A 15,322-nucleotide genomic window follows, 5' to 3' on the forward strand; every position below is an offset into this window, starting at 1 on the left:
ATGATCTCATTAGCATAGTCCATATTGTGAGTTTAACTTAATCCATATATTGTTAAATAATAGCTATAATCAATGATTTAAATTATTGAAATATTGGTGGTTTGAAAAAATATCTGGCAACGGCGTTAAATTTAAAAAGTGTAATATCCATCACATATCGCTATAGCGTAGCCATTTAATCCATATTTATGCCGTTTCCAGCCTGACACTTGAGGAAGAGTATCCCGTACTTTCAGGCTATGTCTTACTCTGTTGTGGCAGGAAAATATGGTCTCTATTAATCATGACTCTGCTTTAACGCCGCGTTCGCTTCGCGACACACGACGTATGAATATGTTTGTTTCGGTTTCTGCAGCGGTAGCGGGACTGTTATTTGGTCTGGATATCGGCGTTATCGCCGGGGCGCTGCCTTTTATTACCGACCATTTCGTACTGACCAGCCGGCTGCAGGAATGGGTCGTCAGCAGTATGATGCTTGGCGCGGCAATTGGCGCATTATTTAACGGCTGGCTTTCATTCCGGCTGGGGCGTAAGTATAGCCTGATGGCTGGCGCGATTTTGTTCGTGCTCGGCTCGCTGGGGTCGGCGTTTGCTTCCAGCGTGGAAGTATTGATTGGCGCCCGCGTGATACTGGGCGTAGCAGTAGGGATTGCCTCCTATACCGCGCCGCTTTATCTCTCTGAAATGGCAAGTGAAAATGTTCGCGGCAAAATGATCAGTATGTATCAACTGATGGTGACGTTAGGCATTGTGCTGGCTTTTTTATCCGATACGGCATTCAGCTACAGCGGCAACTGGCGCGCGATGTTGGGCGTGCTGGCGCTGCCTGCGGTGTTGCTCATTATTCTCGTGGTATTCCTGCCGAATAGTCCGCGTTGGCTGGCGCAAAAAGGTCGCCATATTGAAGCGGAAGAGGTGCTGCGTATGCTGCGCGATACCTCGGAAAAAGCCCGTGATGAACTGAATGAGATTCGGGAAAGCCTCAAACTCAAGCAGGGAGGGTGGGCATTATTTAAAGCTAACCGCAATGTTCGCCGCGCCGTGTTCCTCGGTATGCTGCTACAGGCAATGCAGCAGTTCACCGGCATGAACATCATTATGTACTATGCGCCGCGCATTTTTAAAATGGCCGGCTTTACCACCACGGAACAGCAAATGATCGCCACGCTGGTGGTCGGACTGACTTTTATGTTCGCGACGTTTATCGCCGTCTTTACGGTCGATAAGGCCGGGCGTAAACCGGCGTTAAAAATCGGTTTCAGCGTAATGGCGTTAGGGACATTGGTGTTGGGCTACTGCCTGATGCAGTTTGATAACGGTACGGCATCAAGCGGTCTCTCCTGGCTTTCCGTTGGGATGACGATGATGTGTATCGCCGGTTACGCGATGAGCGCCGCTCCGGTGGTGTGGATACTGTGTTCGGAAATCCAGCCGCTGAAATGCCGTGATTTTGGCATTACCTGTTCAACCACGACAAACTGGGTATCGAACATGATCATCGGCGCGACATTCCTGACACTGTTGGACAGCATTGGCGCGGCAGGTACATTCTGGCTTTACACCGCGCTGAATATCGCTTTTATCGGCATCACCTTCTGGCTGATTCCGGAAACCAAAAATGTCACCCTGGAGCATATCGAACGCAAGCTGATGGCGGGCGAGAAGCTAAGAAATATTGGCGTGTAATCACCCCTCCCATGCCGGATGACGCCTGTTATCCGGCATGATGAAAAATAGACTGGAAACGGATGTGTAAGTTTGTTTCACTGCCATAATGCTTTAAAAAAAGGAGAGCGCAGTGAAAACGATCGGGCTGTTGGGGGGGATGAGCTGGGAATCGACTATCCCTTATTACCGTTTAATCAATGAAGGCATTAAACAGCAGCTGGGAGGCCTGCACTCGGCGAGCTTACTGCTGCATAGCGTAGATTTCCACGATATTGAAGTATGTCAACGCCGCGGCGAGTGGGATAAAGCGGGCGATATCCTGGCGCAGGCCGCGCAGGGGTTACAGCAGGCGGGCGCAGAAGGCATTGTGCTGTGTACCAACACCATGCATAAAATCGCGCACATTATTGAATCTCGTTGTTCTCTGCCTTTCCTACACATCGCGGATGCTACCGGGCGAGCTATCGCCCGTCAGGGGTTGCATCGCGTGGCGCTATTAGGGACTCGCTATACGATGGAGCAGGATTTTTATCGCGGGCGGCTGGAACAGCAATTTGCGATTGAGACCATCGTGCCGGAGGCGGACGATCGGGCGCGTATCAATCAGGTCATTTTTGACGAGCTCTGTCAGGGGACATTTACTGACGCGTCGCGCCACTATTATTTACAGGTTATCGAACAACTGGCTGCGCAAGGCGCGCAGGGCGTTATTTTTGGCTGTACTGAAATAGGTTTGCTTGTTCCCCAGACGCAAAGCGCGCTACCGGTTTTCGATACCACGGCAATTCATGCCGCAGATGCCGTGAGCTTTATGCTTTCGTCATCGGCCCCAGAATAACCTCCAGCGGTTCGACCAGGCGCGAAAGGTGCGTTTGTAAATGCTTACTGAAGGCGTCAACCAGCGCGGAGGCGGGGCGGTGTAGCGGGCGAATCAGGCTGACGGTAAAGGGCACGTCAATGCTGAAGCGGCGGACGGTGACGCCGCTGGCGGCATAGTCCAGCGCGGTCAGCGGGTTAACGATCGAAACGCCCGCCCCGGCGCGCACCATCGCGCAGACGGAGGCCGCGCTATGCGTTTCCACCACCATTCTGCGCTTCACCTGATGTTCGGCAAATAACGTATCCAATAACTGTCGATAGCTGTCCAGGCGGGAGAGGCTGATAAAGTTTTCCCCCTGAAAATCGTCTGGCGTCAGTACCGTTTTGGCGGCAAGCGGATGGTCGCAGGGAAGTACGCACACTTCATTTAGCGTTAGTAACTCGGTACGGGTTGTTCCTGCCGGGGCATGAAGCGTCTCCGTCAGCCCTAAGTCGTGGCGCTGGGCGGAGAGCCACTCTTCCAGCAACGGCGACTCCTGCGGCACAATATTCAGGCTGACATCCGGATAACGCGCCAGAAATGGTGGTAGTAGCGGCGGCAAAAAGGATTGTGAAAAGACCGGCAGGCAGGCGATAGAGAGCTCGCCCTGACGGAACTCGCGCAGACTTTCCGCCGCGCTGACGATGCGATCCAACCCATACCAGGAGCGTTGTACCTCTTCGAACAGGCGTAGCCCTTGCACCGTCGGATGTAAGCGCCCGCGTGTGCGCTCAAACAGCGTTAATCCCAGCACTTTCTCAAAACGCGCCAGCTCGCGACTGACGGTAGGCTGCGAGGTATGCAACAGCCGCGCCGCTTCGGTGAGATTTCCGGCGGTCATTACGGCATGAAAAATTTCAATGTGACGTAAATTAACGGCAGCCATACGTTTCCCTGAATCATTTATCCCATATCATTTTTGCATAGACTGACAATAAAACGATATTTTTTATTCTTTCTAAGGTATGGCGTAATCGTTAAAAAGCCCGTTCCGGAGTTTGTTATGTCATTGCCGCATTATCACGCTGAAACTGACCTTAACGCTGAAAATTTGCTCAGATTGCCTGCTGAATTCGGCTGTCCGGTCTGGGTCTATGACGCGCACATTATTCGCCGTCAGATAGCCGCCCTGCAGCAGTTTGACGTCGTGCGTTTTGCGCAAAAAGCCTGTTCGAACATTCATATCCTGCGCTTAATGCGCGCGCTGGGCGTCAAGGTGGATTCTGTTTCATTGGGAGAGATCGAACGTGCGCTGGCGGCGGGCTACGATCCGCAAACGTGCCCTGATGATATCGTTTTTACCGCCGATGTGATTGACGCCGCCACGCTGGCGCGCGTCAGCGAACTGCATATTCCGGTCAATGCCGGCTCGGTAGATATGCTGACGCAGCTTGGTCAGGTTTCGCCTGGGCATCGCGTCTGGTTGCGCGTGAATCCTGGCTTTGGTCACGGCCACAGCCAGAAAACCAACACCGGGGGCGAAAACAGCAAACACGGCATCTGGCATAGCGATCTTCCGGCGGCGCTGGCGGTAATGCAGAAATACCGACTGAAACTTGTCGGTATCCATATGCACATTGGTTCCGGCGTCGATTATGGCCATCTGGAGCAGGTTTGCGGCGCGATGGTACGCCAGGTGCTGGAATGTGGTCAGGATGTGGAGGCGATTTCGGCAGGCGGCGGACTCTCGATACCTTATCGTGAGGGAGAAGAGCCCGTTGATACGCGCCATTACTATGGTCTGTGGAACGCGGCGCGCGAGCAAATCGCCCGCCATCTGGGACATGCGGTCAAACTTGAGATCGAACCCGGACGTTTTCTGGTGGCGCAATCGGGCGTGCTGGTAACGCAGGTGCGTAGCGTAAAACAGATGGGAAGCCGCCATTTCGTGCTGGTCGACGCTGGTTTTAACGATCTGATGCGCCCGGCGATGTACGGTAGCTATCACCGTATTTCGGCGCTGGCGGCGGATGGTCGCGCGCTTGAAAATGGCCCGTGGGTCGAGACGGTGGTCGCCGGGCCGCTATGCGAATCAGGCGATGTTTTTACGCAGCAGGAAGGGGGAATGGTTGAAACACGCGCCTTACCTGCGGTCATCCCCGGCGATTACCTCGTATTGCACGATACCGGCGCGTACGGCGCGTCTATGTCATCGAATTACAACAGCCGCCCGCTCCTGCCGGAAGTACTGTTTGACAATGGACAGGCGCGGCTGATCCGCCGTCGTCAAACCATTGAAGAGCTGTTAGCGCTGGAGATGCTCTGAAGCGCATCATTAGACTGGACGTTGAAAAAACGGGCCCGCGGCGACGGACTCGCGCAGAATCAGCGTGCCGGTAAAGGGCGGGATCGGGGCGACTGGCTCGCTGTTCGCCAGACGAACGGCCTGATCAATTGCGGTGGCTATCATATCCTCGATGGGTAAATAGACTGTTGAAAGCCCCGGCTCAAGCCAGGTTGCGCCCGGCGCATCGTCAAAACCAAACAGCGACACATCCTGCGGGATGCGTAATCCGGCCTGGCGCAGCGCTTTTGCCGCGCCCAGCGCCGTGTCATCATTACAGGCGAATAGCGCGCTAAACGTGACGCCTTCCTCCAGTAATTCCCGGCAGGCGTCATAGCCGCGCGTCAGCGTGTAATCGCCGTATTTCACTTTTGCCGGTTGCCAGGGAATACCATACTTTTCCAGCGCCTTGCGATAACCCGCTACGCGTGATGTGCCAGTGGGAGTATGAACAGGCAGCGTAATACAGGCGATATCGCGATGGCCCTGCGTAATCAGATATTCCACCGCCTGGAATGCCGCCGTCTCCTGCTCGAAGAAAATAGCGCGATCGCGGGCCTGAGTGACGTTGCGATTAATAATCACCAGCGGCATTTCCGTGGCGTCAATCAACGACAAAATCGCCGGCTCATCCATATAGCGAGTGTAAAGAATAATAGCGTCGCACTGTCTGTCGGCCAACATTTGTACGGCTTTCTGCTCTCGTTCCGGCGTATCGTGACCATCGGTGACGATCAACTGCTTGTTATGAAACTCCGCCTGGCGCGACGCCCGGCGCAACAAACTGCCAAAATAGAAGCCGTCAAACGTAGAGACGACCAGACCGATGCTGTTGCTGGTGCGATTTGCCAGCGAGCGTGCCAGCAGGTTGGGGCGATAGTCCAGAGCCTGCATCGCCGTAAACACTTTCTGGCGCGTGCTTTCTTTTACCTGCCCCGTCCCATTCAGCACTCGTGAGACGGTGGCCTTTGATACGCCCGCATGGCGGGAAACATCCAGCATTGTCGCCATCATGCTACCCTGATTAATCGGTTGTCGACAGGTGCCCGGTATCCGTCGGCGTGGACACCGAATGTCGGCGTACCAGTGTCGGACTAAATACATGAGTTACTTCTGGCGTAGGGCATTTCCCTGCCAGCGCTAAGGCCAGCTCCGCCGCCTGTGTCGCCATGGTGACGATCGGATACCGAATGGTGGTCAGTCGGGGACGCACATAGCGTGAGACCAGTACATCATCAAAACCGATGAGCGATACTTCGCCCGGCACCCCCACGCCATTATCATTTAATACTCCCATCGCGCCGGCCGCCATCGAGTCGTTATAGCAGGCCACCGCGGTAAAATTTCTGCCGCGACCTAATAACTCAGTCATCGCCTGCTCGCCGCCGCTTTCATCCGGTTCGCCGAACGTCACCAGCCGATCGTTAGCCGGGATATGGCTTTCCGCCAGCGCATCGTAATAGCCCCTCAGGCGATCTTCGGCATCAGAGATAGTGTGATTGGAACAGATATACCCAATACGCGTATGACCTTGCTGGATCAGATGTCGGGTCGCCAGCCATGCCCCGTAACGGTCATCCAGCGCGACACAGCGGTGTTCTAACCCCGGTAAAATGCGGTTAATCAGCACCATGCCGGGGATTTGCTTCATTAATGAGGCCAGGTCCGCATCCGGAATCATTTTGGCGTGTACCACTAACGCTGCGCAACGATGACGAATCAACTGTTCAATAGCCTGACGCTCTTTTTGTTCGTTATGATACCCGTTGCCAATCAGTAAAAAATTGCCGGTGTGATACGCCACCTGTTCAACGGCTTTCACCATCGCGCCGAAAAAAGGATCGGAAACGTCGCCGACCACCAGACCGAGGGTTTCCGTTGCCTGCTGTGCCAGCGCGCGCGCGTTGGCGTTAGGGTGATAGCTCAGGGACTCCATTGCGCTGGTCACCGCCAGCCGGGACGCTTCGCTGGCTTTTGGCGAATCGTTAATAACGCGAGAAACGGTGGCGACTGAAACACCGGCCAGTCGGGCTACATCTTTTATGGTCGCCATGATAATACCTATAGTGGGTAAACGCTTACATTACGCCAGTTTTACGGAAAATGAACGTCTGTTCAAGCCTCTTGCCCCGCCGTGTCGGGCAAATGTGACCTGCACGGGAGAAATGCGTCTGTAAAGTGACAATACAAATCTTTCGTTACAGTTTGCGAAGCGCTGTTGCGATTGTCTGCTGGCAGGCCAGCGAGTCAGGTTGATAGAGTGGTGATCCCAGAGGTATTGATAGGTGGAATCAACGTCATTGTTGATCACACGAATTACACCAACCTGCGTAGAGATGCGCAGGTTTTTTTTTGTTTCGCCTGAACCTGTAACAGTAACGGATAATTTACACAACTCGTTGCATTTCCGTTTATTCCTTTGCGTTTTCGGACTGGCGATGCAGACGCGCGAAGCCCACAATCAAGATCCCAGAGGTATTGATTGGTGAGATTATTCGGTACGCTCTTCGTACCTGTCTCTTGCACCAACCTGCGCGGATGCGCAGGTTTTTTTTCGAACCTATTTTGCTATCGCTCCTGTTACGCAACTCGTGTAATCTGCCACAATTCATCTTTTAGCGAATTGTCGGCCAAAGGGAGTTGAAATGCTGTTTGGATTTTTCCGTAACCTGTTTCGCGTGCTTTATCGTGTGCGCGTCACTGGCGATGTCCGGGCGCTACAGGGGAACCGGGTCTTAATTACCCCCAATCACGTTTCATTTATCGATGGTATGCTACTGGCGCTGTTTTTGCCGGTACGGCCTGTCTTTGCGGTATATACCTCCATCAGCCAGCAATGGTATATGCGCTGGTTAACGCCGCTGATCGATTTTGTGCCGCTCGACCCCACTAAACCCATGTCCATTAAACACCTGGTGCGTCTGGTGGAACAGGGGCGTCCAGTGGTGATTTTCCCGGAAGGGCGGATTTCCGTGACCGGCTCGCTGATGAAAATTTATGACGGCGCAGGCTTTGTGGCGGCAAAATCGGGCGCAACCGTCATTCCGCTCCGCATTGACGGCGCGGAGCTTACGCCTTTCAGTCGCCTGAAAGGTCTGGTTAAACGGCGCTTATTCCCCCGCATTCAGCTTCATATTTTACCGCCGACGCAAATACCGATGCCGGAAGCGCCGCGCGCGCGCGACAGACGTAAGATAGCGGGTGAGATGCTGCACCAGATCATGATGGAAGCGCGTATGGCGGTGCGCCCGCGCGAGACGTTATACGAATCGTTGCTGGCGGCGCAATATCGTTACGGCGCGGGTAAAAACTGTATTGAGGACATTAACTTTACGCCGGATACGTATCGTAAGTTACTGACCAAGACGCTTTTTGTTGGCCGGATTCTGGAAAAGTACAGCGTTGAGGGCGAGAAAATCGGTTTAATGCTGCCGAATGCCGCCATCAGCGCGGCGGTGATTTTCGGCGCGGTTTCTCGTCGCCGCATTCCGGCCATGATGAACTACACAGCGGGGGTAAAAGGGCTGACCAGCGCGATTACCGCGGCGGAAATTAAAACGATTTTTACCTCCCGCCAGTTCCTCGATAAAGGTAAATTGTGGCACCTGCCGGAACAGCTAACGCAGGTTCGCTGGGTTTACCTGGAAGATTTAAAAGCGGACGTCACACTCGCCGACAAGCTGTGGATTTTTGCCCACCTCCTGGCGCCGCGACTGGCGCAGGTAAAACAGCAGCCGGAAGACGCTGCGATTATTCTTTTTACTTCCGGCTCGGAAGGGCACCCGAAAGGGGTGGTGCACAGCCATAAAAGCATTCTGGCGAACGTCGAGCAGATAAAAACGATTGCGGATTTCACCGCCAATGACCGTTTTATGTCGGCGCTGCCGCTCTTTCACTCGTTCGGTTTGACGGTGGGCCTGTTTACGCCGTTGTTGACCGGCGCGGAAGTATTTCTTTATCCAAGTCCGCTGCACTATCGCATTGTGCCGGAACTGGTCTATGACCGTAACTGTACCGTGCTGTTTGGTACATCAACCTTCCTCGGCAACTATGCGCGCTTTGCCAATCCGTATGATTTTTATCGCCTGCGCTATGTGGTGGCCGGTGCGGAAAAACTTCAGGAGAGCACCAAACAACTGTGGCAGGATAAATTCGGTCTGCGCATTCTTGAGGGCTACGGGGTAACGGAATGCGCGCCAGTAGTCTCGATTAACGTGCCGATGGCGGCTAAGCCTGGCACTGTTGGCCGCATTCTGCCTGGCATGGACGCGCGTCTGCTGGCGGTGCCCGGTATTGAAAACGGCGGTCGGCTACAGCTGAAAGGGCCGAATATCATGAATGGCTATCTGCGCGTGGAAAAACCGGGCGTGCTGGAGGTGCCGTCGGCGGAAAACGCCAGAGGCGAAACCGAGCGCGGGTGGTACGACACGGGCGATATTGTACGCTTCGATGAAAATGGTTTTGTGCAGATTCAGGGGCGCGCGAAACGCTTTGCGAAAATTGCTGGCGAAATGGTCTCGCTGGAGATGGTCGAGCAACTGGCGCTTGGCGTTTCGGCGGACAAAATGCACGCTACCGCCATTAAAAGCGATGCCAGCAAAGGTGAAGCGCTGGTATTGTTTACGACTGACAGCGAACTCACCCGAGAAAAGTTACAGCACTATGCCCGTGAACACGGTATTCCGGAACTGGCCGTCCCGCGTGATATCCGTTATCTGAAACAGCTTCCCTTGCTTGGCAGCGGGAAACCCGATTTTGTGACGCTGAAAAGTTGGGTGGATGCGCCGGAACAACATCATGAGTGAGTCAGTACGTACTAACACCTCCATCTGGTCGAAAGGGATGCTGTCGGTTATTGTCGCGCAGTTTCTCTCGGCTTTTGGCGATAATGCGCTGCTGTTTGCGACGCTGGCACTGCTGAAAGCTCAGTTTTACCCGGACTGGAGCCAGCCTGTTTTGCAAATGGTGTTTGTGGGCGCTTACATTCTTTTTGCGCCGTTTGTCGGCCAGATAGCGGACAGCTTTGCCAAAGGCCGGGTGATGATGGTCGCCAATGGTCTTAAACTGGCGGGAGCGGCAGGTATCTGCCTCGGCGTAAATCCTTTTGTCGGTTATACGTTGGTCGGGATCGGCGCGGCGGCTTATTCTCCGGCGAAATACGGTATTCTGGGTGAACTGACGACGGGCGATAAGCTGGTGAAAGCCAATGGCATGATGGAAGCCTCTACGATTGCGGCGATTTTGCTCGGTTCCGTCGCGGGCGGCGTATTGGCCGACTGGCATGTCATCGCCGCGTTGGTTGCCTGCGCGTTGGCCTACGCTGGCGCAGTGGCGGCGAACCTGTTTATCCCGAAGCTTGTGGCGGCGCGTCCAGGACAATCCTGGCGGTTGTCGGCGATGACGCGTAGCTTCTTCAGCGCTTGCGTTGTCCTTTGGCGTAACGGTGAAACGCGGTTTTCGCTGGTGGGGACCGGGCTATTCTGGGGCGCAGGCGTGACGCTGCGTTTTCTGCTGGTGCTGTGGGTGCCGCTGGCGCTGGGCATTACGGATAACGCCACGCCGACTTACCTGAACGCCATGGTGGCGGTAGGCATTGTGGTCGGCGCGGGCGCGGCGGCAAAACTGGTGACGCTGGAGACCGTATCGCGCTGTATGCCCGCCGGGATTTTGATTGGCGTTGTGGTTGCGATCTTCTCATTACAGCACGCATTGCTGCCTGCTTATGCCTTGTTGCTGTTGATAGGTATGCTGGGCGGCTTTTTTGTGGTGCCGCTCAACGCTTTGCTCCAGGAGCGCGGTAAGAAGAGCGTTGGTGCCGGGAATGCCATTGCCGTACAAAATCTGGGCGAGAATAGCGCCATGCTATTAATGCTGGGACTGTACTCGCTGGCGGTGCTGGTTGGCGTTCCGGCAGTGGCGATAGGTATCGGCTTTGGCGTGCTGTTCGCGCTGGCGATCGCGGCGCTGTGGATCTGGCAGCGCCGGCAGGCATCATACTGAGTGAATACGCCGGGCGGCGAGCGCGCGTTATCCGGCTTACATTGTCTCTGTAAGCCCGGAAGCGTAGCGCCACCGGGCACTGACCATCACGGCGCCGGATAGGTATAAACCTGATGCGCCGCCTCAATCTCCGCCAGAACCTCTTCGCTTAACGTCAGATGCAGACTTTCCACATTCGTCTTGAGCTGCGCCATCGTGGTTGCGCCCAGTAACGTACTGGCGACAAACGGCTGGCGGCGAACAAAGGCCAGCGCCATCTGCGCCGGATCAAGATTGTGACGCTTCGCGATATCGACGTAGGCGGCAACGGCTTTTTGCGCCTGTTCGCCGCTGTAACGTGTGAAGCGGCTGAACAAGGTATTCCGCGCGCCTGCGGGTTTGGCCCCGTTCAGGTATTTACCGGTTAATGTGCCAAACGCCAGACAGGAATAGGCGAGCAATTCAACACCTTCATACTGGCTGACTTCCGCCAGCCCGACCTCGTAGCTGCGGTTTAACAGGCTATAGGGGTTCTGGATCGTGACAATACGCGGTAGGTCATGTTTTTCCGCCAGATGCAGATAGCGCATAACGCCAAACGCTGTCTCATTTGAAACGCCAATATAACGAATCTTACCCGCTCGCTGAAACTCACTTAGCGCGTCTAACGTCTCCAGCAGACTTACTACTGGCGTGGAGTCCGTCCAGTTATAGCCGAGTTTACCGAAGCAGTTAGTGGGGCGCTGCGGCCAGTGCACCTGATACAAATCCAGATAGTCGGTCTGCAATCGGGTCAAACTGTCGTGTAGCGCTTCGCGAATATTTTTACGATCCAGCGCCTGATGAGGCCGGATGCCTTGATCATTATTACGTGCCGGTCCGCTGACTTTGCTGGCGATGATCAGTTTTTCACGGTTGCCGCGTTTAGCGAGCCAGTTACCGATATAGGACTCCGTCAGCCCTTGTGTTTCCGGGCGCGGCGGTACCGGATACATCTCGGCGGCGTCGATAAGGTTAATGCCATTTGCGATGGCATAGTCGAGCTGTGCGTGAGCGTCGGCTTCGCTGTTTTGTTCACCAAATGTCATTGTGCCCAGCCCTAGCGTACTTACTTCGAGCGAGCTGTGGGGTATACGGTGATAGTGCATAGCCGTTTCCTTTTTATTATGAAGTCAGAAATTCCCGACAAAGGACAATAAAAATGGCAGAGGGAAGGCAAAAGGGAAAGTAAAATTGCAGGCTGCGCGGCGTAATTGTTACCGGGCGTGGTCGCCACGCACCGTTACGGGACGCAGCCTGAAGGCTTGCAGAACGCTGACCTCGATCACAGGCCACCGCTTAACGTTCGATGATTTGAGACACTTCGTCACGGTTGATTTGCATCTCGTTTCCCTGTGCATCGGTATAGCTGACCAGACCGGTATCATCGTCAACTTGTGGTTTTCCATCGGTCAGGATCATACGACCATCTTTCGTCGCCATTACATAATCGCTGCTGCATCCGGATACCGCAAAAGCCAACCCTACTGCGGAAATTACAACTGCCCACTTTTTCATCCGTTTGTCCTCACGTAGCCTGCATCTGATAATAGTCTGTTAATCATATGTCTGATAATAGTCTAGTAATAACGCGCAGCTCTGCATGTCGGAAGCAGCAAAATCTTAATCTGTGAGAAGAAAGGAAATAAAGTGAGTATTCGCTCCCCGGCGGGGGAGCGAGACAGGATTACAGCGGATTCTTTTTATTACGCAACAGGTTCAGGCTCTCTACTGCGATAGAGAAGAACATGGCGAAATAGATATACCCTTTCGGAACGTGAACGTCGAAACTTTCCAGAATCAGGGTAAAGCCAACCAGGATCAGAAAGGAGAGCGCCAGCATTTTTACCGACGGATGGCGATCAACAAACTCGCCGATGGGCCGTGCCGCAAACATCATGACACCCACGGCAATAACGACTGCCGCCATCATAATAAACAGATGATCGGAGAGGCCAACCGCTGTGATAACTGAATCAAGGCTGAAAATAATATCCAGCAGCATAATCTGTACTATTGCGCCCAGGAAAGAAGAAACCCGGGTTTTTAACCCTTCTTCTTCGCCTTCGATGGACTCATGGATCTCCTTGCTGGCTTTCCAGATTAAAAATAACCCGCCCAGTAACAGAATGAGATCGCGGGCGGAAATCGCTTCGCCGAAAAGCTCAAACAGCGGATTAGTCAGACGAGTGACCCAGGCGATTGACGCCAGCAGCGCCAGGCGCATGACCATCGCCGCCGCCAACCCAAGCCGCCGTGCGTGGTTCCGTTGCGCCGTAGGAAGTTTTGCTACCACCAGAGAAAGAAAAATAATGTTGTCGATCCCAAGTACAATCTCCAGCAGCGTCAGCGTACCGAGCGCCAGCCAGGCATTAGGATCGGTTATCCATGCAAATAACATCGAACAAAGTCCTGCCAAAAAAAGAAGCGGTAATTATAGGCCCGTCGAGTGACGGGCGAAAGCCCAGGCTGAATTTGCGCAACCAGGAACGGTGTAAAATAGCGGCGACAATACGCTTACGTTTATCGAGCGTCGGTCCGACGCGTAGCCATAGCGGAGGCGCATTTGCGTGTAATGGACGTTACGGATTCTGCAATAAAAAATGGCGAGCCAGCAGCGCCTGCGTAAAATTTTTTTTCAGATAAAATCCACGCGGTAGCGTCAAAATAGGTTCCCCGCGCGCGCCGATAGCCTCGGTGAGCGCCCTGGAATTGGCGGCTTTGGGCCGCAGTTGCAAGACTTCGCCATGACGGGCGGTAATGCGTTCCACCTGGCCCAGCACTATCATGTCCATCAGCTCTTCCCAGTCGAGGCGTAGCTGCCTGTCCTCTTCTTCACTCGGACTCCAGAGTAGCGGCGAACCTACGCGGCGTTCGGCTAACGGTATGCTGCGATCGCCTTCGACCGGCACCCATAGCACGCGCTTCAATTTATGCCGTACGTGGCTTGTCTCCCAGGTCACGCCGCTGTTACCGGTTAACGGCGCCACGCAAACAAAGGTTGTTTCCAGAGGACGACCCAGACTATCCACCGGGATGGTTTTCAGTTCTACGCCTAACGCGGCGAAATCCTGCTCCGGCTTGCTCCCGGCGCTGGCGCCGAGCCAGATCTCCAGCAAGACGCCGATCCAGCCTTTGTCTCGCTTCAAATCTTTAGGCGTGGTAATGCCGGCCATCGCCGCCAGCTCGCCTAACGTATAGCCGGAAAGCTGCCGCGCCTGGGCTAACAGCAATGCTTCCGAAGCAGGCGGAGTCAGTAGCGGACAAAGAGCGGACATTACCATTACCTTAGATTAAAAAATGAGCAGTGATTTTATACCGTATGGGCAGAGTTTATCTTTTTCTGTGTCTTATATTCAATAGACTGATTTTTATTGCCTTTTTTGTGTTGTTTCTTCGTGTTGCGCAACGCTGAAGCGGGTTTTCCAATTCTGGTCACTGACAATAAACAGGATCTTACACTATGTTATCCACAGAAAGTTGGGATAACTGTGTAAAACCGCCACTACTGTTTCCATTTACAGCCTTGACGTGCGACGAAAATCGAAAATTCAGACAAATAGTGCGTAAGTTATTGGCACAATCTGTGGATAAAACCGACGCTGGTTGATCTTTCATCAGCATAAGGATCTTAGATGTGATGCTGGTCACGCTTTATGAAGGTAGCATGTAAGATTTGTCTATAACGCAATGAATATAAGGCACTATTTTTACTGTCTCCAGCATGAGGAGTTCAGACTGTTCTGGGTTTTCCCGTGGTAATTCCATACTTCTTCACAACTATATCCACAGAAAAGGTGAATAAAATGGCGCAAGGGCGTCATCATCTGTTTATAACTCGGCTATTTACTGTGAGTTATTCAATTGTTATTAGGCTGTGTCACTATTACAGAGTGGTTTACCGCCTCACTGGAGTATGAAACAATCGTTCATATATAAGGTTTATGTTGAGGTAGTCCGGTGATTGATGACGATGGCTACCGCCCAAATGTAGGTATCGTAATTTGTAATCGTCAGGGGCAGGTGATGTGGGCCCGGCGATTTGGTCAGCACTCCTGGCAGTTCCCGCAGGGCGGGATAAATCCAGGGGAGTCGGCAGAACAGGCGATGTACCGGGAACTGTTTGAAGAAGTTGGGTTAAGCCGTAAAGATGTGCGGATCCTTGCTTCTACTCGCAACTGGTTGCGTTACAAGTTACCAAAACGTTTGGTGCGTTGGGACACAAAGCCGGTATGTATCGGCCAGAAACAAAAGTGGTTTCTTTTGCAGTTAATGAGCGCCGACGCCGAAATCAATATGCAAACCAGCAGTACGCCGGAGTTTGACGGCTGGCGCTGGGTAAGTTACTGGTATCCGGTTCGACAAGTGGTGTCATTTAAACGCGATGTCTACCGCAGGGTAATGAAAGAGTTTGCAAGTGTTGTCATGGCGCTTCAGGATAATCCCCCTAAGCTACAAAGCGCGCCTGCTTATCGACGTAAAAGAGGTTAAGC

General features: G+C 53.5%; 13 protein-coding genes. 6 read left to right on the forward strand and 7 right to left on the reverse strand.

What is annotated here, in order from left to right:
• Window positions 1-267: 267 nt before the first annotated feature.
• Window positions 268-1,686, forward strand: a complete 1,419-nt coding sequence (gene araE, locus ACLJTG_RS07685) for an arabinose-proton symporter AraE (RefSeq protein WP_000253650.1) — start codon at window positions 268-270, stop codon at window positions 1,684-1,686.
• 112 nt (window positions 1,687-1,798) lie between these two features.
• Window positions 1,799-2,506, forward strand: a complete 708-nt coding sequence (locus ACLJTG_RS07690) for an aspartate/glutamate racemase (protein WP_000848629.1) — start codon at window positions 1,799-1,801, stop codon at window positions 2,504-2,506.
• Here ACLJTG_RS07690 and ACLJTG_RS07695 read toward each other — a convergent pair.
• A complete protein-coding gene (locus ACLJTG_RS07695; RefSeq protein WP_000741798.1) occupies window positions 2,478-3,413 on the reverse strand; it encodes a LysR family transcriptional regulator in 936 nt (311 codons plus the stop codon). The two genes, ACLJTG_RS07690 and ACLJTG_RS07695, sit on opposite strands and share 29 nt — an antisense overlap.
• A 117-nt stretch (window positions 3,414-3,530) precedes the next feature.
• On the opposite strand from ACLJTG_RS07695, the gene lysA reads away from it, so the two are divergent.
• Window positions 3,531-4,793, forward strand: a complete 1,263-nt coding sequence (lysA, locus tag ACLJTG_RS07700; RefSeq protein ID WP_000056576.1) for a diaminopimelate decarboxylase — start codon at window positions 3,531-3,533, stop codon at window positions 4,791-4,793.
• 9 nt (window positions 4,794-4,802) lie between these two features.
• Here lysA and ACLJTG_RS07705 read toward each other — a convergent pair whose 3' ends face one another.
• Entirely contained in the window at window positions 4,803-5,825 is a 1,023-nt protein-coding gene (locus ACLJTG_RS07705; RefSeq protein ID WP_000968339.1) for a LacI family DNA-binding transcriptional regulator, read from the reverse strand.
• Window positions 5,826-5,835: 10 nt separating this feature from the next.
• Window positions 5,836-6,864 carry an HTH-type transcriptional regulator GalR gene (galR, locus tag ACLJTG_RS07710; protein ID WP_000201030.1) on the reverse strand — a complete coding sequence of 343 codons (1,029 nt, stop codon included), beginning with the start codon at window positions 6,862-6,864 and terminating at the stop codon, window positions 5,836-5,838.
• Window positions 6,865-7,456: 592 nt separating this feature from the next.
• On the opposite strand from galR, the gene aas reads away from it, so the two are divergent.
• Window positions 7,457-9,616: a bifunctional acyl-ACP--phospholipid O-acyltransferase/long-chain-fatty-acid--ACP ligase gene (gene aas, locus ACLJTG_RS07715; RefSeq protein WP_000896095.1), complete on the forward strand. Its 2,160-nt coding sequence runs from the start codon at window positions 7,457-7,459 to the stop codon at window positions 9,614-9,616.
• Window positions 9,609-10,811 carry a lysophospholipid transporter LplT gene (gene lplT, locus ACLJTG_RS07720; protein WP_021000740.1) on the forward strand — a complete coding sequence of 401 codons (1,203 nt, stop codon included), beginning with the start codon at window positions 9,609-9,611 and terminating at the stop codon, window positions 10,809-10,811. Before aas ends, lplT begins: the two co-directional genes overlap by 8 nt.
• Window positions 10,812-10,897: 86 nt before the next feature.
• Here the strand turns inward: lplT and ACLJTG_RS07725 are convergent, their stop codons facing one another.
• From ACLJTG_RS07725 to mutH, 4 genes are all read right to left on the reverse strand, one after another.
• A complete protein-coding gene (locus ACLJTG_RS07725; protein ID WP_000558960.1) occupies window positions 10,898-11,938 on the reverse strand; it encodes an NADP(H)-dependent aldo-keto reductase in 1,041 nt (346 codons plus the stop codon).
• Window positions 11,939-12,128: 190 nt separating this feature from the next.
• Window positions 12,129-12,347, reverse strand: a complete 219-nt coding sequence (locus ACLJTG_RS07730; protein ID WP_000758662.1) for a YgdI/YgdR family lipoprotein — start codon at window positions 12,345-12,347, stop codon at window positions 12,129-12,131.
• Window positions 12,348-12,516: 169 nt separating this feature from the next.
• Window positions 12,517-13,230 (reverse strand): TerC family protein, encoded by a 714-nt coding sequence (locus ACLJTG_RS07735; RefSeq protein WP_000895635.1) that lies wholly within the window; start codon window positions 13,228-13,230, stop codon window positions 12,517-12,519.
• Window positions 13,231-13,411: 181 nt separating this feature from the next.
• On the reverse strand, window positions 13,412-14,107 hold the full coding sequence (gene mutH, locus ACLJTG_RS07740; protein WP_001274931.1) for a DNA mismatch repair endonuclease MutH: 696 nt from the start codon (window positions 14,105-14,107) through the stop codon (window positions 13,412-13,414).
• Window positions 14,108-14,789: 682 nt separating this feature from the next.
• On the opposite strand from mutH, the gene rppH reads away from it, so the two are divergent.
• Window positions 14,790-15,320: an RNA pyrophosphohydrolase gene (gene rppH / locus ACLJTG_RS07745; protein WP_000564481.1), complete on the forward strand. Its 531-nt coding sequence runs from the start codon at window positions 14,790-14,792 to the stop codon at window positions 15,318-15,320.
• Window positions 15,321-15,322 lie beyond the last annotated feature (2 nt).

The organism is Salmonella sp. SAL00672 (assembly GCF_046552175.1).
GTDB classification, from domain to species: domain Bacteria; phylum Pseudomonadota; class Gammaproteobacteria; order Enterobacterales; family Enterobacteriaceae; genus Salmonella; species Salmonella enterica.